The organism is Pseudomonas sp. JL2 (assembly GCF_031570495.1).
GTDB classification, from domain to species: Bacteria; Pseudomonadota; Gammaproteobacteria; order Pseudomonadales; family Pseudomonadaceae; genus Aquipseudomonas; species Aquipseudomonas rhizophila.
In genome coordinates this window covers 106,780-132,311 of the sequence record NZ_JAKUDH010000016.1, presented here as the reverse complement: position 1 = coordinate 132,311, position 25,532 = coordinate 106,780, and the positions used below count along the sequence as shown (strand labels likewise).

Genomic DNA, 25,532 nt, shown 5'->3' with positions numbered 1-25,532 from the left:
TGATCAATACTCCTTTCCAGCCGATTAGCCGGCAGTTTGAAGACCGACCTAGGAAGATTGAGCATGAGCCAGACCAAAACGCTTACGACCGCCAGCGGCGCTCCTGTCGCCGATAACCAGAACTCTCGCTCCGCTGGCCCGCGTGGCCCGCTGTTGCTCGACGACTTCCACCTTATCGAGAAGCTCGCTCACTTCAATCGCGAGAACATTCCCGAGCGCCGTGTACACGCTAAGGGATCGGGCGCTTACGGCACATTTACCGTAACCCGGGATATCACCCAGTACACCAGCGCCAAGCTGTTTGAGTCGGTCGGCAAACAGACCCCGACGTTCCTGCGTTTTTCCACCGTGGGTGGCGAGCGTGGCTCTGCCGATACTGAGCGCGATCCACGCGGTTTCGCCCTGAAGTTCTACACCGAGGAAGGGAACTGGGACATCGTGGGTAATAACACCCCTGTGTTCTTCATCCGCGATCCGCTGAAATTCCCCGATTTCATCCATACGCAGAAGCGCCTGCCCCAAAGCAATCTGAAAAGTGCCCAAATGATGTGGGATTTCTGGTCGCATTCGCCTGAGGCTTTGCACCAGGTCACCATTCTGTTCTCTGATCGTGGCATTCCCGATGGCTACCGTCACATGCACGGCTTTGGCAGCCACACCTATAGCCTGATCAGTGCCCAGGGTGAGCGTCACTGGGTGAAATGGCACTACAAGACCAAGCAAGGGATCAAGAACCTGACGCCGGCTGAAGCTGCACGCCTGGCGGGCACCGACCCGGATTACGCTCAGCGTGATCTGTTCAATGCAATCGAGCGTGGCGATTTCCCGAAGTGGAGCGTCTGCATCCAGATCATGACCGAGGCCCAAGCGGCGGCCCATTACGAGAACCCGTTCGACGTGACCAAGACTTGGTCGCAGAAGGAGTTTCCGTTGATCGAGGTCGGCGAGCTGGAACTCAACCGTAACCCGCTGAACTACTTCGCTGAGGTTGAGCAGGCGGCGTTCGGGCCGAGCAATATGGTTCCAGGGGTTGGCCTTTCGCCGGACCGCATGCTGCAAGGTCGTGTGTTCGCCTACGCTGATGCACACCGCTACCGTGTGGGTACCAATCACCAGCAATTGCCAGTCAACGCCCCGCGCAGCCCGGTCAACACTTACCAGCGCGACGGAGCCATGGCGTTCGGCAGCAATGGCGGTGCAGCACCGAACTACGAGCCCAACAGCTACGTCGAGGCCCCCAAGCAGGCTCCGCGTTATGCTGAACCGGCCCTGGCGCTCGGTGGTTCGGCAGACCGTTACGATCACCGCGAAGATACCGACTACTACAGTCACGCCGGTGCGCTGTTCCGCTTGATGAATGATGCCCAGAAAGCGCTGCTGATCAGCAACATCGCGGGTGCGATGGCCGGTGTATCGGCGGATGTCGTCGATCGTCAGTTGCAGCACTTCTTCAAAGCGGATGTCGCTTACGGTGAAGGCATCGCGAAAGCGTTGGGCGTACAGCTTAACTAAGTCTAAACGAGAAGCAGAACCGCCCTCAATTGGGCGGTTTTTGCGTTATTTAACCGGCTTTTCTCGGATTTTCTTCGCTTTTATTGCGATAGGCGAGTGACCTTGCGGTCAGCTTGGTTCAAACTAGAGCCTTCAAAGCTTGTGGAGATGTAGGGCGATGCAAGGTCACCCAGACGTAATCGATTACCTCAACACGCTGCTGACAGGCGAACTGGCAGCCCGTGATCAATATTTCATCCACTCGCGGATGTACGAGGACTGGGGTTTTACCGAGCTCTACGAACGTATCAACCATGAGATGGAAGAAGAGGCCCAGCACGCTGATGCGTTGATGCGCCGGATCCTGATGCTCGAAGGTACGCCACGCATGCGCCCGGATGATCTGGACATCGGCACCACGGTGCCAGACATGCTCGCGGCCGACCTGCGCCTGGAATACAAAGTCCGTGCCGCGCTGTGCAAGGGCATTGAGCTCTGCGAACAACACAACGATTACGTGACCCGCGAGATCCTGCGCATCCAGCTCAACGACACCGAAGAAGACCATACCTACTGGCTCGAGAAGCAGCTGGGCCTGATCAAGTTGATAGGCCTGGAAAATTACCTGCAGTCGCAGTTCTGATTGCAGGGAAAGGGAACGCAGAGCGTCCCAAGCTGCATTCCCACGCGGAGCGTAGGAACGATCAAACAAAAAAGCCCCTGTCATTGATGAGATGACAGGGGCTTTTTCGTGGCCGGGGAAAAATCAGTCCCGGTCACGCTCCAGCAACGGCTTGAGGTAGTAGCCAGTGTACGACTGCTTCATCTCGGCCACTTCCTCGGGGGTACCCACCGCGATGATCTGACCACCCTTGGAGCCGCCTTCCGGCCCCAGGTCCACCAGCCAGTCCGCCGTCTTGATCACATCCAGGTTGTGCTCGATTACCACCACGGTGTTGCCATGGTCGCGAAGGCGGTGCAGGACGTCGAGCAATTGCTGGATATCAGCGAAGTGCAAGCCCGTGGTCGGCTCGTCGAGGATGTACAGGGTCTTGCCGGTATCACGCTTGGACAGCTCGCGAGACAGCTTGACCCGCTGGGCCTCGCCGCCGGACAACGTCGTTGCCGATTGCCCAAGCTTGATGTACGACAGCCCCACATCCATCAGCGTCTGGAGCTTGCGCGCCAGGGCCGGCACCGCGTCAAAGAACACCCTGGCCTCTTCGATGGTCATCTCGAGGGTTTCGTGGATATTCTTGCCCTTGTACTTGATCTCCAGGGTTTCGCGGTTGTAGCGCTTGCTCTTGCACACGTCGCACGGCACATAGATGTCCGGCAAGAAGTGCATCTCGACCTTGATCAGGCCGTCGCCCTGGCAGGCTTCGCAGCGCCCGCCCTTGACGTTGAACGAGAAACGCCCCGGGCCATAGCCGCGTGAACGGGACTCCGGCACGCCGGCGAACAACTCGCGAATCGGCGTGAACAGCCCGGTATAAGTCGCCGGGTTGGAGCGCGGTGTGCGACCGATGGGGCTCTGGTCGATGTCGACGACCTTGTCCAGATGCTCCAGGCCCTTGATGCTGTCGTGGGCGGCGGCCTCCAGGGTCGTGGCGCCGTTCAGGGCCGTAGCGCTGAGGGGGAACAGGGTGTTGTTGATCAGCGTCGATTTGCCGGAGCCGGACACACCGGTCACGCAAGTCAGCAGCCCAATCGGGATGTCCAGGTCAACGTTGCGCAGGTTGTTGCCACGGGCGCCCTTGAGGCTCAGCGACAGCTTCTTGTTGCGCGGCGTACGCTTGGCCGGCACCTTGATCTTCACCCGGCCCGACAGGTATTTGCCGGTCAGGGAGTCGGGATGCGCCATGACTTCGGCGGCTGTGCCTTGGGCAACGATATGCCCGCCATGCACGCCCGCACCCGGACCGATGTCCACGACGTAATCCGCCAGGCGGATCGCATCCTCGTCGTGTTCGACCACGATCACCGTGTTGCCGATGTCCCGCAGGTGCTTGAGCGTCCCGAGCAGTCGATCGTTGTCCCGCTGGTGCAGGCCAATGGACGGTTCATCGAGGATGTACATCACCCCCACCAGGCCGGCACCGATCTGGCTGGCCAGGCGAATACGCTGGGCTTCGCCGCCGGACAAGGTATCTGCGCTGCGATCGAGGGTCAGGTAGTCCAGGCCAACGTTCACCAGAAATTGCAGGCGCTCGCGGATTTCCTTGAGGATCTTGTCGGCAATTTCGCCCCGGCGGCCGGTGAGCTTCAAGCCGCCGAAGTAGTCGGTGGCGTCCCCAATCGGCAGGTTGGTCACCGCCGGCAGGGTTTTCTCGCCGACCCACACATGCCGCGCCTCCCGACGCAAACGGGTACCGCGGCAATCGGGGCAGGGCTGGGTGCTGAGGAACTTGGCCAGTTCTTCGCGCACGCTGGCCGATTCGGTCTCGCGATAACGCCGCTCCAGGTTCGGCACGATGCCTTCGAACGGGTGGGAGCGTTTGACGATATCGCCACGGTCGTTCAGGTATTTGAAGTCGACACTTTGTGAGCCGCTGCCGTGCAGGATGAATTTCTGCTGGTCGGCGGGCAGCTCGTTGAAGGGTTTGTCCAGGCTGAACTTGTAGTGGGCCGCCAGCGACCCGAGCATCTGGAAGTAGTAGACGTTACGCCGGTCCCAGCCGCGAATCGCGCCCTCGGCCAGGGTCAGTTCGCCATTGACCAGGCGCTTGGTGTCGAAGAACTGCTTGACCCCCAGGCCATCGCAGGTCGGGCACGCGCCGGCCGGGTTGTTGAAGGAGAACAGCTTGGGTTCCAGCTCGCTGATGGCGTGGCCGCAGATCGGGCAGGCGAAGCGCGCCGAGAAGATGATTTCCTCGCCGGGCTCGTCGTCCATCGGGGCTACCAGGGCGATGCCGTCGGCCAGTTTCAGTGCCGTCTCGAAGGACTCTGCCAGACGCTGTTGCAGGTCGGCCCGGACCTTGAAGCGGTCGACCACCACATCGATCGAATGCTTTTTCTGTTTATCCAGCTTCGGCAGTTCGTCCAGTTCGCACAGCTTGCCGTTGACCCGTGCCCGAACGAAGCCTTGGGCGCGCAGTTCTTCGAAGACCATCAGGTGCTCGCCCTTGCGCTCGCGGATGACCGGCGCCAGCAGCATCAACTTGCTGCCTTCGGGCTGGGCCAGCACCAGGTCGACCATTTGGCTGACGGTCTGGGCTTCCAGCGGGATGTCGTGGTCGGGACACCGGGGAATACCGACCCGCGCATACAGCAGGCGCAGGTAGTCGTAGATCTCGGTGATGGTGCCGACGGTTGAGCGTGGGTTGTGGGAAGTCGACTTCTGTTCGATGGAAATCGCCGGCGACAGGCCTTCGATGGTGTCGACGTCGGGTTTTTCCATCATCGACAGGAACTGCCGGGCGTAGGCCGACAGCGATTCGACATAGCGCCGCTGGCCTTCAGCGTACAGGGTGTCGAAGGCCAGGGATGATTTGCCGGATCCGGACAGGCCGGTGATGACGATCAGCTTGTCCCGTGGCAGGGTCAGGTCGATGTTCTTCAGGTTGTGGGTACGGGCCCCACGAATCAGGATCTTGTCCAAAGTGGCCTCGCTCGGCGGGCGTCGAAAACGTAGGAGTATACGGGCAAATACTGGATGGATGCACACTATTGAAAGTGAGTTTGCAGTCATACATGAAGACTGCGCGGCAAACGGTCGCGATATACCCCCTCAATCGATGGGACTGGTAGAATCGCCGCCGGTTCACACGAGGTTTTTCCATGCACGATCCCCACAGCGAACGTATGAGCAGCGGCGAGACACGCGCAGCAAGCGGTCTGGCTCTTGTGTTCGCCTTCCGTATGCTGGGCATGTTCATGGTGTTGCCGGTGCTGGCGACCTATGGGATGGATCTGGCAGGCGCGACCCCGGCCCTCATCGGGTTGGCGATTGGCGCGTACGGCCTGACCCAGGCGATTTTCCAGATCCCGTTCGGGGTCATTTCCGACCGCATAGGCCGGCGTCCCGTCATCTACCTGGGCTTGATTGTCTTCGCCCTGGGCAGTGTGCTGGCGGCCAATGCCGATTCGATCTGGGGCGTGATCGCCGGACGCATCCTGCAAGGCGCCGGGGCGATTTCCGCAGCCGTCATGGCTTTGCTGTCGGACCTGACCCGCGAACAGCATCGGACCAAGGCCATGGCCATGATCGGCATGACGATCGGTCTGTCGTTCGCCGTCGCCATGGTCGTCGGGCCGTTGCTGACCCGCTCCTTTGGCTTGTCGGGGCTGTTTCTGGTCACGGGGGGCATGGCGCTGGTGGGCATCCTGATCGTGGCGTTCATGGTGCCGCGCTCCACCGGGCCGTTGCAGCACCGCGAATCAGGGGTGGCTCGCCAGGCGCTGATGCCGACGCTCAAGCACCCGGACCTGCTGCGTCTGGACCTGGGCATCTTCGTGCTCCACGCCATGTTGATGTCCAGCTTCGTTGCCTTGCCGCTGGCGCTGGTGGAGAAGGCCGGCCTGCCCAAGGAGCAGCACTGGTGGGTTTACCTGACTGCGCTGCTGATTTCGTTTTTCGCCATGATTCCGTTCATCATCTACGGCGAGAAGCGACGCAAAATGAAACGAGTTTTGCTCGGCGCCGTCGTGACGCTGATGCTCACTGAGCTATTCTTCTGGCAGTTCGGCGACAGCCTGCGGGCCCTGGTGATCGGCACAGTGGTGTTCTTCACCGCGTTCAATCTGCTGGAGGCGTCGCTGCCGTCGCTGATCAGCAAGGTTTCACCGGCGGGAGGCAAGGGCACGGCGATGGGGGTTTACTCCACCAGCCAGTTCCTCGGTTCGGCGTTGGGCGGGATCCTCGGCGGCTGGTTGTTCCAGCATGGCGGTTTGTCGGTTGTGTTCCTGGGATGCGCCGCGCTGGCTGCACTTTGGCTGGTCTTTGCTGTTACCATGCGCGAACCTCCGTATGTGACGAGCCTGCGCTTGCCGTTGTCGCCCGAAGCCATCCGCGAAGCAGGCCTGACCGAGCGCCTTAAGGCCGTCGTTGGAGTAACCGATGCAGTGGTGGTCGCCGACGAAGCGGCCGTTTATATCAAACTGGACACCGAATTATTGGATCGCGCGACGCTCGAGCGCCTGGTGAACAACCCGGCCCCGACCACGTGCGAAGCCTAGGAGAACGTTATGGCCCGTGGGGTTAACAAAGTCATATTGGTCGGTACTTGCGGCCAGGATCCCGAAGTTCGCTACCTGCCCAATGGCAACGCTGTGACCAACCTGAGTCTGGCGACCAGCGAACAGTGGACCGACAAGCAGACCGGCCAGAAGGTCGAGAAGACCGAATGGCACCGCGTGTCGATGTTCGGCAAGGTGGCCGAAATCGCCGGCGAATACCTGCGCAAGGGTTCGCAGGTGTACATCGAAGGCAAGCTGCAGACCCGCGAGTGGGAAAAAGACGGCATCAAGCGCTACACCACCGAAATCGTGGTCGATATGCAAGGCACCATGCAACTGCTGGGCGGTCGTCCACAGGGTGACCAGCAGCAAGGTGGCAACAACTACCAGCAGGCCGCTCCACGCCAGCAGGCGCCTCGCCCGCAGTCGGCGCCTCAGCCACAGCGTGAACGCCCAGCGGCTCCGCAACAGGCCGCGCCGCAACCGGCTCCGGATTTCGACAGCTTTGATGACGATATTCCGTTCTAAAGCCGCTGGAAGCTCCAGGCAGCGAGCTTCAAGCTAAAAACAAAACCGCGCTTCGGTTTACGAGGCGCGGTTTTTTTTAGCCTTGGATTTGCCGCTTGAGGCATGACTCAGTGGCGGGCAGCCAAAAACTGTTCAGTGCTCACCACATTCGCATAGGCAAAACCCAGGGCCGACATGAAGGCCGCATGTACGTGAGCCGCCGGGACGACGAGCCCATTGAATTCCAGATCGCGGCTGGCACAAGCATCGTGAATCACCGTGACCTCATAGCCCATGTCCGCCGCCGCCCGGGCGACCCCGTCGATGCACATGTGGCTCATGCTGCCGACGATCACCAGATGCTTAATGTCGTGGCGGTCAAGGATGGCTTGCAATTGGGTTTCGCGAAACGAGTTGACGAAGTGCTTGAGCACCACCGGTTCGTCGGCGCGGTTGAGCACTTTGGGATGCAGTTGCGCACCTTCAGAGCCTGGGGTGAAGAACGGTGCGGAATCGGAGGTGAATTCGTGGCGGATGTGCACCACCTGATCCGCTGCCTGGCGAAAGGCTTCGATCAGTCTGGCGGCGTTATCGGCGGCCGCTTCGGCACCGACCAATGGCCATTTTCCCTGGGGGAAGTAGTCGTTCTGGATATCGACTACGATGAGCGCTTGCTTGGACATAAGGCTTCCTCGATCAGTGGGGTCTGAAGCCAGTATTGGCTCATGCCACCGGTTTCAGAATGGGCCGTAACGACAATAAGCGAGGGAAAACTGACAATGACGCAGCAAAGGGCAGTCGCTGAACTCGGGGTGCTCATCTACCCCGGCGCGCAACTGGCGGCGGTGCATGGCTTGACCGATCTGTTCGCCGTGGCGCAGCGGATTGCCGACGAGCAAGCCAGTTCTCAGTTGCCGCGCCTGCGGGTCAGTCATTGGCGAGCGCAGGAGGGAGAAGTGCCGACCCGGGTGTTCGAGAGTTTCGCCGGTCCTCAGGGCAGGCTGGTTGCGCTGCTGATTCCACCGTCCATCGCCGGTTTCAGTGAGGGGCTGGTGTCGCAGGCGCTGATGACCTGGTTGCGAGCGCGGCATGCCGACGGCACGGTGCTGGGTGGTGTGTGTGTCGGTTCGATTCTGTTGGCCGAAAGTGGCCTGCTCGATGGGCGCAGCGCCACGACCCACTGGACCTCGGCCAAGACCTTTGCCGCGCGTTATCCGAAGATCAAGCTCGACGCTGATAAACCCATCGTCGACGATGGCGACCTGATTACCACGGCCGGGCTGATGGCCTGGTCAGAGCTGGGGCTACGACTGGTGGACCGCCTGCTCGGCCCCAGCATCGCCACGCGCACGGCGCAGTTTCTGGTGATCGAACACAGCGACAGCGCCAGCCAATGTGGCAGTAACTTTGCGCCCATCCTCGGACACGGTGACGCGGCCATTCTCAAGGTCCAGCACTGGTTGCAAGGCAGCGGCGCAGTGGACGTTTCCCTCGGCGCCATGGCCGAACAGGCCGGGCTGGAGGAACGCACCTTCCTGCGCAGGTTTCGCGCCGCCACCGGGCTCAAGCCCACCGAATACTGTCAGCACTTGCGCGTCGGCAAGGCCCGGGAAATGCTGGAGTTCACCAATGGCACCATCGACCACATTGCCTGGACGGTGGGGTATCAGGACCCGGGGGCTTTTCGTACGACGTTCAAGAAAATTACTGGGTTGGCGCCCAGTGATTATCGGGCGAGGTTTGGGGTCAGCCCGATGAATGCGCCAAAGTAGTCTCAATCCCTCGCCACCGGGGCTGTTACCGGCGTAGCCGTCGTGCAATTTGCCGGATGTCCTCAGGGTGTCGTGCAGAATGAAACAGGCCCGGTGCTATCAATCCTCCCTCAGACGCCCGTTTCGTTGCTCGTCCTGGCTCGCAACACCGTTGGCCTGATCTCTGCACCCCTTTACCTAAAGCCATCGAGCGCAGTTAAAAGGGCACCGCATGACGACGGTCAATCGCAACAAACTGGTAGTGGATCATTCGATTAACCCTCACGCGCCGCTTCATGAAGTCGAAACCAATCGGGCGCTGGCCCGCTGGCTGGCGCAGATTCTCGGCCTTGAATACGGCGGCAGTTATGACCAACAGCATCATGCTGGCCATGATCTGTACTTGCTGCCCACGCAAACCGTCATAGGTGCCGAAGCCGCCCTGCGCTTGGGCGTCAAAGGGCCGGAGGATCTATGGGGCGGTTACGTCGAGCATGATTTTATCTGCACCAAGGCAATCACCCACGGTCTGTTGAACAGGCACGCGGTCGCGCCATTGGGCTGGTCACCGCTGTTTGCCAAGTTGACCCGGGGTGCGGTGCTCGATGGCGTGACGGTATTTGCGCTCCAGGACGCGCGCCAGGCGGCCGAGCACCTGCTGTACACCGGAGCGATCCGCTTCAAGCCTATCCATGCCTGTGCCGGACGCGATCAGCGAGTGATCAAGAGTCTGGCGCAATTCGATGAAATCGCCGCCGGCCCCGAGGCTCAAGCGCTGTTTCGCGACGGTGTGGTGCTTGAGCAGAACCTCGAACAGGTCAAGACCCAGAGCGTCGGCCAGAGCTTCATCAACGGCAAGGTCTTGAGCTATTGCGGTGTGCAACATCTGACGCGGGACAGTGAAGGGCTGGAGGTTTACGGCGGCTCGGACCTGTTGGCGGTGCAGGGCGGCTATATTGAATTGCTCAAGCTTGAGCTGCCCGACGATGTGCGTGAGGCGGTGCGGTTGGCGCAGGTGTTTGACGATGCCGCCAATCAGGCTTTTCCAACGTTCTTTGCCTCGCGGCGCAACTACGACATCGCCCAGGGCATTGACGTCAGTGGTCAGCCTCGCGGTGGTGTGCTGGAGCAGTCATGGCGCATGGGCGGGGCCAGCAGTGCTGAGCTCGCGGCGTTGCAAGCATTCACTGAGGACCCTTCGTCCAGCGCGGTTCGTGTGTCCTCGGTGGAGACCTACACTGACCAGCCGCTGCCCCTTGGGGCCAGGGAGGTCTATCGCGGCCCGGCGCACAATGGTGACTTTCTTCTTAAATACGTAACGGTTCATTACTATGACGGCTAGAAGCGAAACCATTCAGATCGAGATCGACGACGAATACATGAACGGCACCTTTCTGAGCCCTAAATCGAAGGTTCCAGGGGTGTTGTTCGTCCACGGTTGGGGCGGTAGCCAGGAGCGTGACCTGGAACGCGCCAAAGGCATTGCCGGCCTGGGTTGCGTCTGTCTGACCTTTGACTTGCGCGGGCATACCGGCGGGGCTGGCATTCCGTTATCCCGGGTAACCCGGGAAGATAACCTGCGGGATTTGCTCACCGCCTATGACCGGCTGCTCGCCCATCCAGCCTTGGACACCTCGGCGATCGCCGTGGTGGGCACCAGCTATGGCGGTTACCTGGCGGCGATCCTGACGTTGCTGCGGCCAGTGCGCTGGCTGGCTTTGCGAGTGCCGGCGCTGTATCGCGACGAGCAATGGCACACGCCCAAGCGTGACCTGGACAAGACTGACCTGCTGGATTATCGCAGTACCCTGGTGCACGCCGACACCAATCGCGCCTTGCATGCGTGCTCGCAGTTCACCGGTGATGTGTTGCTGGTGGAATCGGAGACCGACGACCATGTGCCCCACGCGACGATCATGAGCTACCGAGCGGCGTGCCAGCAGACCCATTCGCTGACGCACCGGATCATCGACGGCGCCGACCATGCCTTGAGCGACCCAGTGTCCCAACAGGCCTACACCTCAATCCTGGTGGACTGGATCACCGAGATGGTAGTGGGTGAGCGGTTGAGCATTATTCAGGCGCGGTGATTGCGCTGTGTTCATGCGGGCCTTATCGCGAGCAGGCTCGCTCCCACAGGAGATCTTTGGTGGACAGGAATCCTATGTTCGCCGCAGATCAATTGTGGGAGCGAGCCTGCTCGCGAAGAGGCCCGCTCAGACAACCCATAACTCAGAACCTTGTCACTTAGGCCCCGGCTTGACCCGCAATGCCTTGGCCTTCGCCTCGATCACCAGGTACATCACCACCGTGATCAACAACGGCAAGATGAAGTAGATCGCTCGATAGGCAATCAGCCCCGCCAGCAGGCTGCCACGAGAAACCTCGTGCTGCAGCAGGGCAATGAACACCGCCTCCAGCACCCCCAATCCCGCCGGAATGTGCGTGATGACCCCGGCAATGCTGCTGATCATCAGCACCCCGAGCACCACCGGATAATCCAGCTTGCCCGGCAGCAGGGTGAAGATCACCGCCGCCATCAGCGACCAGTTCAACGCCCCCAGCGCCAGTTGCAGCCCCGCCATGCGCAGCGACGGCAGGTTGATTTCCATGCCGCGGATGGTCCAGGCCCGACGTTTGGAAAACCGACAGGCCACCAGATAACCGGCACTGATGCACAGCAGCAGCACGCCCACGCCTTGCAGCGCAGTGCTGCTCAGTTTCCAGCCTGGTGGCATCGTCACCAGGCCACTGCTGAACACCACCCCGGCCAGGGTCATGTAGCCGAACCAGTTCGTGGCCAGGCTCAGGCCGAGGATCTTGGCGATGTTCCCGTTGCTGACCCCCAGCCGTGAATACAGCCGGTAGCGCATGGCGATGCCGCCGACCCAGGCACTGAGGTTCAGATTGAAGGCGTAGCTGATCACCCCCACCGGCAATATCTGCCGCCAGCCCAGTTTCTGCCGTATGTAGGTGCGGCCGATCAGGTCGTAGCAAGCGTAAGTGATGAAACTGGTAACGGTGAGCGCAGCGGCAATGAGCAACGTGCGCAGTTTGAAGTCCGCCAGGGTCGCGAACACTTCGGCCCAGTCAATGCGCCGGGCCAGGGCAGTGAACAACACGATCAGCAGCAGGAAGAAGGCCAGGGTCAGTGGGCGTTTCCAGCGGCTCCAGCGTGATTTGGGTTTGCTGTGTTCGGCCGCGTGGGCATCAGATGCGTGGGCATCACTTGGCGCCGTGTGCGCGTCAGAGTGGTTCATGGGGTTCGCTCCGAACCGCCGTGGGCGGCGAAAAAGGTTTCAGGCGCGGCTTATGGGCTGGCAGCCAGCCGGCCCAGGCCGGAAAGTGGCGCAGGAAGTGAAACACCATGAAGCCGATGGTCATGCGCCACAGCAGGCCCCGAGGGGCAGGGTTGGCCGGCATGACGGTGCAATGGTTGCGGCTCAGATCATCGAGGCGCTCGAACAATTCACGGTTGAAGGCCCGGTCGCGGATCAGCACATTGGCTTCCAGGTTCAGGGACAGGCTCAGGGGGTCGAGGTTACTTGAGCCCACCGTGCTCCAGTCCTCATCCACCAAGGCGACTTTGCCGTGCAACGGCCGTTCGCAATACTCGTAGATCACCACGCCGGCCTTGAGCAGATAGTTGTACAGCATCCGCGCTGCGAGCTTGGCGATCATCATGTCCGGCTGGCCCTGCAGGATCAGTCGTACTTCCACGCCACGCCGCGCGGCATTGCGGATCTCGCGCAGCAGCCGGAAACCGGGGAAGAAATAGGCATTGGCAATGACCACGCGTCGCTGGGCGCTGCGCAATACTTGCAGGTACACCTCTTCGATGTCGGTCTGATGCTCATGGTTGTCGCGATAGACCAGCCGCACCTGACCGTCATGATCGTTGAAGGCCAACTCGTTGCGGCGGCTGCGGCGGCGTTGCCACCAATATTTGGCCCGGCTGGGCCGACCGCTCTGCAACAGCGCGAAGTGATGGATATCCACCACCGCCGGTCCTTTGACCTCCACGGAATAATCCTGCTTGGCCTCGGGACCGAAGTCGCCCAGATGGTCTGCGGAAAAATTGATCCCGCCGATAAACGCGATCACACCGTCCACCACGACGATCTTGCGGTGCAGGCGCCGGAACCAGTTGGTGCGGATGCCCAGGTGCCGGGGTGCGGGATCGAATATCTGCAAACGCACCCCGGCGTCGCTCAATGTCGCCAGAAATTCCGGGGTCAGCTCGCCGCAGCCAAAACCGTCCAGGCTGACGGTGATGCGCACGCCACGTCCGGCCGCGTCCACCAACAGGTCCCGTAGTTCGATACCGACTTTGTCCTCGAACAGAATGAAGGTCTCAAGGAGGATTTCCTTTTCGGCCCGGCGTATGGCCTCAAAGACCCTGGGAAAATACTCCTCGCCGTTCTCCAAAAGCGTGACCCGGTTATTGCCGTGCCAACCGTACTCGATGTCCACCAGCGCCGGATTGCGCTCGGTCGGCGGAACCTCTACCTGTTCCACCGTCGCCTTGTTCATAGTCGCGCTCATAATTCGATCTCCACCGAAAGCGGTGCATGGTCGGAAAGGTGCGACCAGGGGCGTACGTTCAATACCTTGGGATGACGGGCCTTGAGGTTGCGCACGTAGATGCGGTCCAGACGCAGGACCGGCAGGCGCGCCGGAAAGCTGCGGGCCGGCTTGCCCCATTGCTCGGCGAACACCTCCCGCAGGCCGCTGGGTTCAAGCAGCTCGCTGGCTTTGCCGCGCCAGTCATTGAAATCCCCGGCGACGATGACCGGCGCCTCGGGCGGCAGTTCGCTCAAACGCTGGCAAAGCAGTTTCAATTGCTCGACACGATGCCCCTCGCGCAACCCCAGGTGCACGCAGATGGCGTGGATTTCCCGCTCATCGCCGCCCGGCAGACGCAGCACGCTGTGGAGCATGCCGCGGCTTTCATGGCCGCTGATAGACACGTCCAGGTTGTCGTGGCGAATGATCTGGAATTTGGACAGCAATGCGTTGCCATGGTCCCCCGCCGGGTACACCGCGTTGCGCCCGTAGGCGAATTGTGGCCAGAGGCTATCGGCGAGGAATTCGTATTGCGGCATGCTCGGCCAGTTGGAATAGCGCTGCGGGTGGTGTTCGTGGGTGCCGTGGACTTCCTGCAAGAACACCACGTCGGCGGACACACTGCGCACCGCCTCGCGCAGTTCCGGGAGGATGAAGCGCCGGTTCAGGGCGGTGAAACCTTTATGGGTGTTGACCGTCAGGACGGTGAAGCGATTGATCCGGTCGAGGTCTTGCGTCCGTTCCTGGGTTGGATCGCGGGTCGTTTCGGTGAACTCCGGGATGCTCATGGCAATACCCCCTCGGCCGGGCGCTCGCCGGGCGTGGTGGCCAGGTCCTTGTCCAGGTCGAAGTGCTCCAACAAGTGACGCGCGTCATAGGGCGCACGGACTTTGATGTCATTGTCGAAATAGCAGAACACCTCCCGGCTCTTGCGGGCGCGGGGTTTCTTTTTCGGGTCGATCAAATGGGCATCGCGCGGTTGTGTGCCGTGGCTCCAGGCCTCGATCCGCTCGCCCCAGCGTTTCAAGGCCGCATCGGTGTAGCCGCTGGCGTATAGCTCCTCGGCTCCGTGCAGGCGCAAGTACACGAAGTCGCTGGTAACGTCTTCGCGATACGGCCATTTTCCCGCGGTGTCAGCGATCACCAGTGCCACGTCGTAGCGTTTGAGCAAGGTGATGAAGTGTGGATCGATAAAGCTTTCATGACGGATCTCCACCGCGTGACGCAGCGGCCGCTTCTTGTCGGCCTGGGTGCTGGCGTGGCCGTTCAGGCGCGGTTCGTGCTCCCGGGCCAGGGCGGCGGCATCTTCAGTGTTGTGGGGCAGTTGCTTGAGAAAGTCTTCGAACAACTCGGGATCGAATTTGAAACTGGGAGGAAACTGCCAGAGGATCGCGCCGAGTTTCTCCTTGAGCTCCAGCACGCCGGAAGCGAAGAAATTGGCCAGCGGCTTGTGAATGTCCCGAAGACGTCTGATGTGGGTGATGAAACGCGGCGCCTTGACGCTGAAGACGAAGCCGGGCGGGGTCTCGGCGTACCACTGGGCATACCGTTCGGGGCGTTGCAGGGCGTAGAACGATCCATTGATTTCGATGCTGTTGACCGCTCGCGAGGCGAATTGCAATTCCCGTTTCTGGGTCAGCCCCTTGGGGTAGAAATCCCCCCGCCAAGGCGTATAACGCCAACCGGAAATGCCAATGTGGATCGCCGTCATGTGTCCCTCCCGTGCCAATGACCTCGTACCGCCTGTGTCTTTTGATGACTGTCGCGCGGGGTAGAAAGTTTCGATGGAGTTACCGACGGTGAGGGCAGGTGAAGTCCTGCAGTCTTGTTCGCTGTGTTTCAGTAGTTGCTGAATGGGGCCCCCAGCGCAGATCAAATGTGGGAGCGAGCCTGCTCGCGATGAGGTCCGTCCAGACACCCTCAACTTCTCTGGATCAGCTTGTTCCTTACCTCAGTCATGCCCTGCGCATCCAGCTCCAGCCACACATGCTGTTTGCCCGCGATCTGCGCCGCCGCCGGCAGGCCATCGCGATACACCAGCCGATTGCTCGCCAGCGCCGGTACTTTCGCTCCCGGCAACAAGGTGCCGGCCAGGTTCAGCGGGTCGACACCGCACACCGCGACCAGGGCGCCGTCGCTGGGGCGGCGGCGCACTTCCCGCAGCAATGGAATGGCTTCGGGCAGGGCGAATTGCTCGCCCGCCAGGCCGCTGACAAAACGTCCGCCACGAATCTCTCCCCGCGCCTCCAGGCGATGAAACGTGCGCAGTAACTCGCGCCAGCTCGGCAACCAATCCGCCTCCCGCTCCAACAGGCGCCAGAACACCACGCCATAACGGCGCAGCAAGGTCATGGCGATGTGTTCGAGGGTGTCGGGTGGTATCGCCGCTGGCCGGTTTCCTTCCTCGGGCTCTGGTGTGCTACGGCGTAACAAGGCCCAGCGCCCGGCATCGTCCATGCCGCCAACGAATGCCCCGCGCCCGCGCCGACTGCTGCGCGCCTGGCGCTTACTGGCAGGGGTGATCAACGCGCGCAACCCGGCGAAGCTGTCGGCATTTACCAGCCCGGCGCCTACCAGTTCCTGTAGCGCGATTTCCAGTTCGCTGCGCAGCAAGTGCGCCTCGTGCAACAACTCATCGAAAAACAGCGCGCCGTGTTCGCTGAGGGCCTTATGGACTTTTTGCGTCTTGGGTGACAGCTCGCTGGGTGGGGTCTGTTCAGTCAGGCTGCTCCAGAGGGCGACCTGATTGCGCGGCAGCAACACAATCGGCGTGCTGCGCAAGGCGCTGGAAGATTGCTTCTGACGAGCGCTCAGGCGCGTCCACACCAGCTTGCCGCTGCGGCACAGCTCATCGAGCCAGCTCGGGGAATAGTCCTTGATCCGCGCCGGCAACAGGTCGCTGTCCCACGCCGAGGCGGCGGCCGGATAGCCTTCGAACTGACTGATGATCGACGGCAGCACCGCGTTGCCCCGGCCTTGGGTGGACGGCGACAGATGCTGCCAGTCGAACAGGAACCGCATGAAATCCTGCAACATCACCGGCTCGATTTCCCGGCGCAGGCGCTTGACGGTGTAGCGGTGGATACGCGCCAGCAAATGCCGCTCGCACCATTCTTCCTGTCCGCTGCCGGGGGTGAATCGGCCACGCAGCACGTAGCCTTGCTGTTCCAGTTGCGCCAGGGCCTGGGTGATGGGCGGGGGCGTTAGCCCCAGCGGGTAGGCGATGGCCTCCAGCGGCAGTGGACCAAAGGCGCTGAGCCGCGCGCGCAGTACCTCCACCATGGCCTCATCGCGGTCCCAGGGTTCATCGAAACCCGCCAGCGGCGTCAGCGGCGGTCGCCATTGAGCCTGTGGATAAATGGCTTGCAGACACGTCAGTCGTTCCAGCGCCACCCACACACCTCGTTCGGCGCTGATCTGTACATGACTGGCGCGGCCGCGCTCGGCCAGGGCCTGCAGCCAGTCCAGCCTCGACGGCTGAGCACCTGCCTCGCTGTCGGCGATGCAGGCCAGGCTCATCAGTGCTTCGTGCATTTCATCGAGGTTGGTGGGGGCCGGCCAGGCTTCGTCCCGTACCGCCTGGATGGCGTCGGCGTCGAGTGCACCGAGGTCGTCGGTAGACTGCGGGTCGCTCCAGCGCCGGTTGATCACCGCTTGAGTGCGGCGTTCTTCCAGCGGGGCGTCGTCGAGAAAGGTGTAGGGCCGGGCGCTGAGGATTTCCGCCGCCAGGGGCGAGGGCGCCGGCAGATCGCGGCTGATCAGACGAACCTCGCCGGCTTCCATGCGCCGCAACAGCGTCAGCCAGCCTTCGCTGTCCATGGCTTCGTGCAGGCAGTCGTCGAGGGTCTGTTCCACCAGTGGGTGATTGGGAATTTCCCGTTCGCCGGCGAGGTTCTCCAGGCAGGCGATCTGGTCCGGGAATACGCTGGCGATCAGGTCTTCGCTTTTCATGCGCTGGATCTGCGGAGCGACTTTGCGTCCGCCCGAATAGCGCGGCAAGGCCAGGGCGACACTGGCATTCCAGCGCCAGCGCACGCCGAACAGCGGCGCATCCAGCACGGCCTGGATCAATATCTGTTCGGCACTATGGCTATTGAGATAGCGCCAGACCTCGTCCAGCTCGAAGCTGTGGCTGGTGGACAGCGACAGCACGATGGCGTCTTCGCTGGCGGCGGCCTGCAATTCGAAATTGAAGGTGCGGCAGAAACGCTTGCGCAGGGCCAAGCCCCAGGCGCGGTTGATGCGGCTGCCGAACGGCGTATGGATGATCAGTTGCGTGCCGCCGGACTCGTCGAAAAACCGCTCCATCACCAGTGTGTCCTGGGACGGCAGGGCGCCGAAGGCCAGGCGTGCCGGGGCCAGATAGTCCACCAGTTGTTCGGCACTGGCCAGGTTCAGTTGCAAGGTGCCGGTCAGCCAGTCGAGGGCCGGTTGCAAGTTGCCCGGCGTGGCACCGAGCAGTTGGTCCAGTTGGGCTTGCAGGCGGGCTACCGCCAGGGACAACTCGGCGCTGCGGCCAGGGGCTTCGCCAAGCCAGAACGGAATGGTCGGCGGCTGGCCCTGGGCGTCCTCGACCCGCACCCGACCGGTCTCCACGCGAATGATGCGGTAAGAGGTATTGCCCAGTTGGAACACGTCGCCGGCAATGCTCTCCACGGCGAAGTCTTCGTTGACGCTGCCGATGTTCAATCCTTGGGGTTCGAGCAGCACGCTGTAGTCGGCGTTGTCCGGGATAGTGCCGCCGCTGGTCACGGCGGTCAGCTTGCTGCCCCGGCGCCCGCGCAGGGTGCGGGTGACGGCGTCGCGATGCAGGTACGCACTGCGCACGCCCTGACGACCATTGAGGCCCTCGGCGAGCATGTGCAGCAGCGCCTGATAGTGGCCGTCGTCCAACTCGGCATAGGGCGCGGCGCGGCGAAAGGTTTCCAGCAGCGCCTGTTCCGGCCATTCCTGGCAACTGACCTCGGCGACGATCTGCTGGGCCAGCACATCCAGTGGCGCCTTGGGGATGTGCAGAATGTCCAGCTCTCCCCGGCGCACGCAATCGAGCAGGGCGACGCATTCGATCAAGTCGTCGCGGGTGGTGGCGAACAGGCGTCCCTTGGGCGTGCCGCCAACCTGATGGCCCGAGCGGCCGACCCGTTGCAAAAACGCCGAGATCGACCGCGGCGAGGCGATCTGACACACCAGGTCGACGTCGCCGATATCGATGCCCAGTTCCAGGGACGCGGTGGCGATCAACACCTGCAACTCGCCGCGCTTGAGCCGTTGTTCGGCGTCGAGGCGAAACTCCTTGGCCAGGCTGCCGTGGTGAGCGGCCACGGCGTGCTTGCCCAGGCGTTCGCTCAAATGACGGCTCAGGCGTTCGGCCAGTCGCCGGGTGTTGACGAAAATCAGGGTGGTGCGGTGTTCCCGGGCCAGTTCGGCGAGGCGGTTGTAGACCAGTTCCCAAACATCATTGGCCATCACCGCCGAGAGCGGCACGGGTGGCACTTCTATGTCCAGGTCCCGGGGGCGGGCGTGGCCGATGTCGACGATTTCACAGCTGCGCCCCTGGCCAACGAGAAAACGCGACACCGCTTCGATGGGTTTTTGCGTGGCGGACAGACCGATGCGCATCAGCGGTTCGGCGCACAGCGCTTGCAAACGCTCCAGGCTCAAGGCCAGGTGACTGCCGCGCTTGCTGGCGGCGATGGCGTGGATCTCGTCGACAATGACGGTGCGGGTGCTGGCGAGCATTTGCCGGCCGGAATCGGAGCCGAGCAGCACGTAAAGCGATTCGGGAGTGGTCACCAGAATATGCGGCGCGGTCTTGCGCATCGCTGTGCGGTCTTTTTGTGGCGTGTCTCCGGTGCGCACGGCGGTGGTGATGTGCAACGGCGGCAGGCCCATCTGCCGCAATTGTTCGGTAATGCCGGCCAGTGGGTTTTGCAGGTTGATCTGGATGTCGTTGCTCAGTGCCTTGAGCGGCGAGACATAGACCACCAGGGTCTGGTCCGGCAGACCGCCCTGTTCCAGGCCTCGGTGTACCAGGTCATCCAGTACGGCAAGAAATGCCGTCAGGGTCTTGCCCGATCCCGTGGGCGCAGCCACCAGGGTCGAACGGCGCTGCCCGATCAACGGCCACGCCCGGGCCTGAGCGGCCGTGACCGCCGGGAATGTCTGGCTGAACCAGGCGCGAACGGCGGGATGAAAGCCTGCCATGGCGTGGTCGGCTGGGAAGGGCAGATTCATGTGGGCAGTTATGCGGGTGGGATGGGGAAGATGCAAGTACCTCTGAGCGATGCCTGGCCTGGGAGGGCCTCATCGCGAGCAGGCTCGCTCCCACATTCGACCGCATTCTTTCTGAAGAGACTCGCTCCATTGTGGGAGCGAGCCTGCTCGCAATAAAGCCTGTGAAGCTTACACAAATACCGGATCTGCACTTTACGGATGACGGTTGCGCACTAAACCCGCAAAATGCAACGATTCCGACAACGCCTGCGGGCGTTGTCGACCCAATTCTTTTGCCAACAGACCGGGCCTGCTGACTTTATGCGAATGCGCCTTATGTTACTGGGCGGCGGAAATGCCCTTGGGCAGGCGCTGATTCGCCTCGGTGCGGAAGAAGACATCGGTTTTCTTGCCCCCCGCCCCCCCGAAGACGGCTGGGATGCCGCGAGCCTGACGCAGCTGCTGGACGACACTCGACCGGACGCCTTGATCAACCTGGCGTACTACTTCGACTGGTTCCAGGCTGAGACCGTCAGCGAGCAGCGCCTGGCCAGCCAGGAGCGCGCTGTCGAGCGGCTGGCCGAGCTGTGCCAGCATCACAACATCATTTTGCTGCAACCGTCGAGCTATCGCGTGTTTGATGGATCCCGCGCTACGGCGTACAGCGAAAAGGACGAACCTGTGCCTTTGGGTCTGCGCGGGCAGGCGTTGTGGCGGATCGAGCAGAGCGTGCGCGCCACCTGTCCGCAACATGTGCTGTTGCGTTTCGGCTGGCTGCTGGACGACAGCGCCGACGGCATCCTGGGACGTTTCCTGGCCCGGGCCGAACAACCCGAAGACCTGCTGTTGGCCGACGACCGTCGGGGCAATCCGACGCCAGTGGACGACGCGGCGCGGGTGATCATCTCGGTGCTCAAGCAACTCGATTGCGCCGCGCCGTTGTGGGGCACCTACCACTATGCCGGGCATGAGGCGACCACGCCGCTGGCGTTGGGGCAAGCGATCCTCACCGAAGCCCGGGCCCTGCATCCCCTGGCAATCGAATCGCCTACCCCCCAGGCACACGCCGCACGGCCGGACGCCGCGGAAGAACCGCAGCATGCGGTGCTGGCCTGCAAGAAAATTCTGCACACGTTCGGGATCAAGCCCCGCGCCTGGCGCGCTGCACTCCCGGGCTTACTGGATAGGTTTTATCGTCATGGCTAAAGGTCCTGTTTTAATCACCGGCGGCGCTGGTTTCATTGGTTCGCACCTGACCGACGCCTTGCTCGCCAAGGGTCATTCGGTACGCATCCTCGATGACTTGTCCACCGGCAAGCGCAGTAACCTGCCGCTGGACAACCCTCTGGTTGAACTGATCGAAGGCGACGTGGCCAATGCGGCGCTGGTAGCCCGGGCCGTGGCCGGTTGCAGCGCCGTGGCGCACCTGGCAGCAGTGGCTTCGGTGCAGGCCTCGGTGGACGACCCGGTGCGCACCCACCAGAGCAATTTCATCGGCACCCTCAATGTCTGCGAAGCCATGCGCCAGGCCGGGGTGAAGCGGGTGCTGTTCGCCTCCAGCGCAGCGGTCTATGGCAACAACGGCGAAGGTGAGTCCATCGACGAGGAAACGCCCAAGGCCCCGCTCACGCCATATGCTTCGGACAAGCTGGCCAGCGAGTTCTACCTGGACTTCTACCGCCGCCAGCACGCACTGGAGCCGGCGGTGTTCCGCTTCTTCAACATCTACGGCCCGCGTCAGGATCCGTCCTCGCCTTATTCCGGGGTCATCAGCATCTTCAGCGAACGGGCACAGAAAAGCCTGCCGATCACGGTGTTCGGCGACGGCGAGCAGACCCGGGATTTTGTCTACGTCGAAGACCTGGTGGACGTGTTGGTGCAGGCCATTGAAACACCTGAGGTGCAAGTGGGCGCCGTGAACGTCGGCTGGAACCAGGCCACGACCCTCAAACAATTGCTCCAGGCCCTGGCCGTGGTGGTGGGCGATCTGCCGCCGATCAGCTACGGCCCGGCTCGCTCCGGCGACATCCGCCATTCCCGGGCTGACAATCGCCGGCTGTTGGAGCGCTTCAGCTTTCCACCACAAACGCCGATGAGCGTGGGGCTGGCGCGGCTGCTGGAACGCTGAATCCTACGCCACCAAAAACTGTGGGAGCGAGCCTGCTCGCGATAGCGGTTTGTCAGCTGGCATCAATGCCGGCTGATCCAACGCAATCGCGAGCAGGCTCGCTCCCACAGGTTTTTTCTTACTCTCAAGAATGATTTAGAACTTGTAACCCAACCCCACCATGTAGATCCAAGGGTCCACATCGACATTCACCTTGGCCCGGGTTCCGCTGGCCACGGCGTTGTTGTCCACATAGGCGGTGGTGTCGATGTCGATGTAGCGAATCTGGCCGTTGACCATGATGTTGTCGGTCAGCATGTAGTCGGCGCCCACTTGCCACGCCATGCCCCAACTGTTGCTCGCCCGGAAGTTGCTGAAGCCGTTGGCGCTGGCTTCGCTGCCGACGTGTTCATCGTAGATCCAGGTGTAGTTGATGCCGGCGCCGACGTAAGGCTGGAAGGCCGACGTGGCGTCGAGCGGGTAGTAGACCAGGCTCAGGGTTGGCGGCAGGTGCTTGAGGGTACCGAGCTTGTTGTTGGCCGCACCCAGGGCGGTGCCTTTGATCTTCACATCGTGCTCGAACGGCGATGCGGCCAGCAGTTCGATGCCCAGGTTGTTGGTGATCATGTAGGCGAAGTTCAGGCCTAGCTGTGTGTCGCTGCTCATGGTTGCCTTGCCGCCCAGGTCGGCGCCGGCCAGCGGGCCACGATCGACCTTGACGCTGGAACTGTCGGCTTCCGGGTTGACGGTGATGGCGCCGGCGCGAACGATGATGTCGCCAGCGGTATGAGCCTGGGCGAGCGGGGAGGCGAGCGCGAGGGCCACGAGGGAAGCGCTGAGCAGAGACTTTTGCATGGGGGCTCCAGAGGGCATCTAAAATTGATGTCTCATGGTACGCAGCGCTCTAGGGCGGTCTTTTGACTCAGCTCAATGAGTCTGGGTCTATTAATTGACTCAGCTCAATAAAATGATGATGAGGAAATCTTGAGGGCCCCATCGCGAGCAGGCTCGCTCCCACATTGGACCGGATTCCTTCTGAAGCAACTCGGTCAACTGTGGGAGCGAGCCTGCTCGCGATAGCTATTCCATTGCCAACACATCACCACCAGATTCACTCCGGCAGTTCATACACATAAATCTTCTCAGCCGCCATCTGATACCCGGCATCGGCCAGTTCACTGGTGGACGGCTTGACCTGCATCGGCCCTTCGACCCAGTACGGCTGGTACAACTCGTCGAGCTTGACCCCGATTTCACTTTTCACATGCACGATCTGATTCGACGGCGGTGGCGGTACGTGGATGCAAGCGCCGAAATACGGCACCAGCAAAAAGTCCGTGGTGCGGCCTTCTTCGCTGACTTCCAGCGGCACGATGTAACCCGGCAAACGAATCTGCTGGCCGTCGAGTTCCTTGACCACCGGCGCGTTGGGCAGATCCTGCTTGGCCGCCGGGGCCGCTTCGGCGGCCAGGGCATCGCTCATCTGCGACAGGTCGTGCAGCGGCGTCATGTTCGGCACTTCCGGCGGTGCGTCCGGCGGGATCATTTCCTGCCACGCCAAGTCCCTCGGTTCGGCCGCCCACAGCGGTAGGGCGACCGTCATCAACAGCGCAAGCAAAGCGCGGGGCATCTTCAACGTCCTCATAAACGGATCGACAGGCCATCGGCCAACGATTGGCGATAGGCGCGCCAGGCCGGCACGCTGCCCATCAGTAGAGCGGCGACCAGAATGCCAGCCATCAGCGTCCATTCATATTCGCTCGGCCAGGCCAAGGGCAGATACAACCCATAGGCCGACTGCACATAACCCTGCGCGGCGGCGATGCCGATGTACAGCAGGGCCAGCCCGGCGGCGACCCCGGCCAGCGCCAGGGCGAAGGCTTCGAGCACCAGCAGGGTCGCGATGTGCCACGGCCGCGCGCCCACCGAGCGCAGGATCGCCATCTCCCGCCGCCGCTCGTTGAGGCTGGTGAGAATCGCCGTGAGCATGCCGATCAGACCGGTCAGCACCACGAACAGCGAAATCACGAACAAGGCTTTTTCCGCCGTGCCCATCAGGCTCCATAACTCCTGCAACGCCACGCCGGGCAGGATCGCCAGCAACGGCTCGCCGCGGAACTCGTTGATCTCGCGCTGCAGGGCGAAGGTGGAAATCTTGCTGTTGAGGCCAAGCATGAACGCGGTGATCGCCTTGGGCGTCAGGTCCATGTTGCGGGCCTGGTCGGCGCTGATGCGGCCCTTGCCCTGGGCCGGCACACCGTTTTTCCAGTCGATGTGGATCGCTTCCATGCCGCCGAGGCTGATGTGCAGCGTGCGGTCCACCGGGGTGCCGGTGCGCTTGAGAATACCGACCACGGTGAAGGGCTTGTCATCGTGCTTGACCAGGCTGACCACCGCCACGCCGTGGGCCAGCACCAGTTTGTCGCCCAGCGTGTAATGCAGCGCCTCGGCCACTTCGGCGCCGAGCACCACTTCGAATGGATCGGTGGCGAAGGCGCGGCCCTCGGCCAGCGCCAGGTGTTGCCGGCGACCGTATTGGTAATGCTCGAAGTAGGCCTCGGTCGTGCCCATCACCCGGTAGCCGCGATGGGAATCGCCCAGGGACATGGGGATCGCCCACTTCACTTTCGGGTTGCTGGCGAACTGCTCGAAGCTGTCCCAGCGGATGTTGTTGGTGGCGTTGCCGATGCGAAACACCGAATACAGCAGCAGGTTCACCGAACCCGAGCGGGCACCGACGATCAGGTCGGTGCCACTGATGGTGCTGGCGAAACTGGCCCGCGCCTCGGTGCGTACCCGCTCTACCGCCAGCAGCAGGCACACCGAAAGGGCAATGGCGAATGCGGTGAGGATCGCGGTGAAACGGCGGTTCGCCAGGCTGGCCATGGCAAGACGGAACAAATACATCTCAGACCTCGAGTGGCGTGGCGGCGCGATTGAGATCGGCCAGCGAGAGGTTGCGGTCGAACAGCGGCGCCAGGCTCTGGTCATGGCTGACGAACAGCAGGCTCGATCCGGCCTCGCGGCATTCAGCGAACAGCAGCCGCAGGAAGTTTTCCCGGGCGTCGTAGTCCAGTGCCGAGGTGGGTTCGTCGGCGATCACCAGTTCCGGCTGGCCGATCAATGCCCGGGCGGCTGCTACCCGTTGCTGCTGGCCGATGGACAGCGAGTCGGCGCGGCGCCCAAGCAGATTCGTGTCGGTCAGGCCCAAGTGCGCCAGTAGCGTGGCAGCGGCTTGATCGACGCTGCCGTGACGCTGGATCGCCCGTTGTGCACGCAGTTTCGAGAAGTGACAGGGCAGTTCAACGTTCTCGCGCACCGAGAGAAACGGCAGCAGGTTGAATTGCTGGAAGATGTAGCCGGTGTGGTCGACGCGAAAGCGGTCACGGGCCCCGGCGCCCAGTTCGGTGAGTTCCTGGCCGAGCAGGCGAATGCTGCCCCGGTCCGGTGTCTGCACACCGCCCAGCAGCCCCAGCAGCGTGGTCTTGCCGCTGCCGCTGGGACCTTTGAGAAACAGCGTCTCTCCCGCCTCCAGGCGAAACGCCGGGATATCCAGCAAGGGTGGATGTCCGGGCCAACTGAAGCCCAGGTCGGACAGTTCGATGAGTGCTTGAGTCATGTTTGCGGGTTCAAAAGATGAATACCTGTGGGAATACCGGTGGAAGCAAAGCTTGCTCGCGATGAGGCCGTCACATTCAACTTGGGTGTCGACAATCGAA

20 protein-coding genes are annotated in these 25,532 nt (G+C 62.0%); 9 read left to right on the top strand and 11 right to left on the bottom strand.

Annotation, left to right across the window (positions count from 1 at the left end; genetic code table 11):
* The first annotated feature begins 63 nt into the window (after positions 1–63).
* Positions 64–1,512, top strand: coding sequence for a catalase (locus MKS85_RS20035; RefSeq protein ID WP_047229769.1), 1,449 nt, complete (start codon positions 64–66; stop codon positions 1,510–1,512).
* A gap of 157 nt (positions 1,513–1,669) precedes the next feature.
* Positions 1,670–2,134 (top strand): bacterioferritin, encoded by a 465-nt coding sequence (gene bfr / locus MKS85_RS20030; protein WP_025215751.1) that lies wholly within the window; start codon positions 1,670–1,672, stop codon positions 2,132–2,134.
* A 123-nt stretch (positions 2,135–2,257) separates the two neighbouring features.
* Here bfr and uvrA read toward each other — a convergent pair whose 3' ends face one another.
* A complete protein-coding gene (gene uvrA / locus MKS85_RS20025) occupies positions 2,258–5,092 on the bottom strand; it encodes an excinuclease ABC subunit UvrA (protein ID WP_047229768.1) in 2,835 nt (944 codons plus the stop codon).
* 179 nt (positions 5,093–5,271) lie between these two features.
* Here uvrA and MKS85_RS20020 point away from each other — a divergent pair, with 179 nt between their 5' ends.
* Positions 5,272–6,669, top strand: a complete 1,398-nt coding sequence (locus tag MKS85_RS20020) for an MFS transporter (RefSeq protein ID WP_188251918.1) — start codon at positions 5,272–5,274, stop codon at positions 6,667–6,669.
* 9 nt (positions 6,670–6,678) lie between these two features.
* Entirely contained in the window at positions 6,679–7,197 is a 519-nt protein-coding gene (locus MKS85_RS20015) for a single-stranded DNA-binding protein (protein WP_047229766.1), read from the top strand.
* A gap of 107 nt (positions 7,198–7,304) precedes the next feature.
* Here MKS85_RS20015 and MKS85_RS20010 read toward each other — a convergent pair whose 3' ends face one another.
* The gene (locus tag MKS85_RS20010; protein ID WP_188251919.1) at positions 7,305–7,859 is read right to left on the bottom strand and encodes a cysteine hydrolase family protein; all 555 of its coding nucleotides are present in this window, start codon (positions 7,857–7,859) and stop codon (positions 7,305–7,307) included.
* Positions 7,860–7,955: 96 nt separating this feature from the next.
* On the opposite strand from MKS85_RS20010, the gene MKS85_RS20005 reads away from it, so the two are divergent.
* The 3 genes from MKS85_RS20005 (at position 7,956) to MKS85_RS19995 (ending at position 11,017) form a co-directional block, all read left to right on the top strand.
* Positions 7,956–8,948 carry a GlxA family transcriptional regulator gene (locus tag MKS85_RS20005; RefSeq protein ID WP_107321779.1) on the top strand — a complete coding sequence of 331 codons (993 nt, stop codon included), beginning with the start codon at positions 7,956–7,958 and terminating at the stop codon, positions 8,946–8,948.
* Positions 8,949–9,159: 211 nt separating this feature from the next.
* Complete coding sequence (locus MKS85_RS20000) at positions 9,160–10,269, top strand: DUF3182 family protein (protein ID WP_188251920.1); 1,110 nt, start codon at positions 9,160–9,162, stop codon at positions 10,267–10,269.
* On the top strand, positions 10,259–11,017 hold the full coding sequence (locus MKS85_RS19995) for a S9 family peptidase (RefSeq protein ID WP_047229762.1): 759 nt from the start codon (positions 10,259–10,261) through the stop codon (positions 11,015–11,017). The genes MKS85_RS20000 and MKS85_RS19995 overlap by 11 nt, the downstream gene beginning before the upstream one ends.
* Positions 11,018–11,170: 153 nt before the next feature.
* Here the strand turns inward: MKS85_RS19995 and MKS85_RS19990 are convergent, their stop codons facing one another.
* From MKS85_RS19990 to MKS85_RS19970, 5 genes are all read right to left on the bottom strand, one after another.
* Complete coding sequence (locus MKS85_RS19990; RefSeq protein WP_160893667.1) at positions 11,171–12,187, bottom strand: lysylphosphatidylglycerol synthase domain-containing protein; 1,017 nt, start codon at positions 12,185–12,187, stop codon at positions 11,171–11,173.
* A complete protein-coding gene (gene clsB, locus MKS85_RS19985) occupies positions 12,174–13,472 on the bottom strand; it encodes a cardiolipin synthase ClsB (protein ID WP_047229760.1) in 1,299 nt (432 codons plus the stop codon). The genes MKS85_RS19990 and clsB overlap by 14 nt, the downstream gene beginning before the upstream one ends.
* Complete coding sequence (locus MKS85_RS19980; RefSeq protein WP_076383448.1) at positions 13,469–14,281, bottom strand: endonuclease/exonuclease/phosphatase family protein; 813 nt, start codon at positions 14,279–14,281, stop codon at positions 13,469–13,471. The genes clsB and MKS85_RS19980 overlap by 4 nt, the downstream gene beginning before the upstream one ends.
* Entirely contained in the window at positions 14,278–15,204 is a 927-nt protein-coding gene (locus tag MKS85_RS19975; RefSeq protein WP_047229758.1) for a DUF72 domain-containing protein, read from the bottom strand. The genes MKS85_RS19980 and MKS85_RS19975 overlap by 4 nt, the downstream gene beginning before the upstream one ends.
* Before the next feature lie 209 nt (positions 15,205–15,413).
* Positions 15,414–19,727, bottom strand: coding sequence for a DEAD/DEAH box helicase (locus MKS85_RS19970; protein ID WP_188251921.1), 4,314 nt, complete (start codon positions 19,725–19,727; stop codon positions 15,414–15,416).
* A 300-nt stretch (positions 19,728–20,027) separates the two neighbouring features.
* Between MKS85_RS19970 and MKS85_RS19965 the strand changes: the two genes are divergently transcribed.
* Together MKS85_RS19965 and MKS85_RS19960 are read left to right on the top strand one after the other, a co-directional pair.
* Positions 20,028–20,912, top strand: a complete 885-nt coding sequence (locus MKS85_RS19965; RefSeq protein ID WP_076386543.1) for a sugar nucleotide-binding protein — start codon at positions 20,028–20,030, stop codon at positions 20,910–20,912.
* Entirely contained in the window at positions 20,905–21,834 is a 930-nt protein-coding gene (locus MKS85_RS19960) for an NAD-dependent epimerase/dehydratase family protein (protein ID WP_188251922.1), read from the top strand. Before MKS85_RS19965 ends, MKS85_RS19960 begins: the two co-directional genes overlap by 8 nt.
* 135 nt (positions 21,835–21,969) lie before the next feature.
* Here the strand turns inward: MKS85_RS19960 and MKS85_RS19955 are convergent, their stop codons facing one another.
* The 4 genes from MKS85_RS19955 to MKS85_RS19940 form a co-directional block, all read right to left on the bottom strand.
* On the bottom strand, positions 21,970–22,668 hold the full coding sequence (locus tag MKS85_RS19955; protein ID WP_107321784.1) for an OmpW family protein: 699 nt from the start codon (positions 22,666–22,668) through the stop codon (positions 21,970–21,972).
* 256 nt (positions 22,669–22,924) lie between these two features.
* On the bottom strand, positions 22,925–23,443 hold the full coding sequence (locus tag MKS85_RS19950) for a DUF3299 domain-containing protein (RefSeq protein ID WP_188251923.1): 519 nt from the start codon (positions 23,441–23,443) through the stop codon (positions 22,925–22,927).
* Positions 23,444–23,454: 11 nt separating this feature from the next.
* Positions 23,455–24,720 (bottom strand): ABC transporter permease, encoded by a 1,266-nt coding sequence (locus MKS85_RS19945; RefSeq protein WP_047229753.1) that lies wholly within the window; start codon positions 24,718–24,720, stop codon positions 23,455–23,457.
* Between the two features lies 1 nt (position 24,721).
* Positions 24,722–25,432 carry an ABC transporter ATP-binding protein gene (locus MKS85_RS19940; RefSeq protein WP_076383452.1) on the bottom strand — a complete coding sequence of 237 codons (711 nt, stop codon included), beginning with the start codon at positions 25,430–25,432 and terminating at the stop codon, positions 24,722–24,724.
* Positions 25,433–25,532 lie beyond the last annotated feature (100 nt).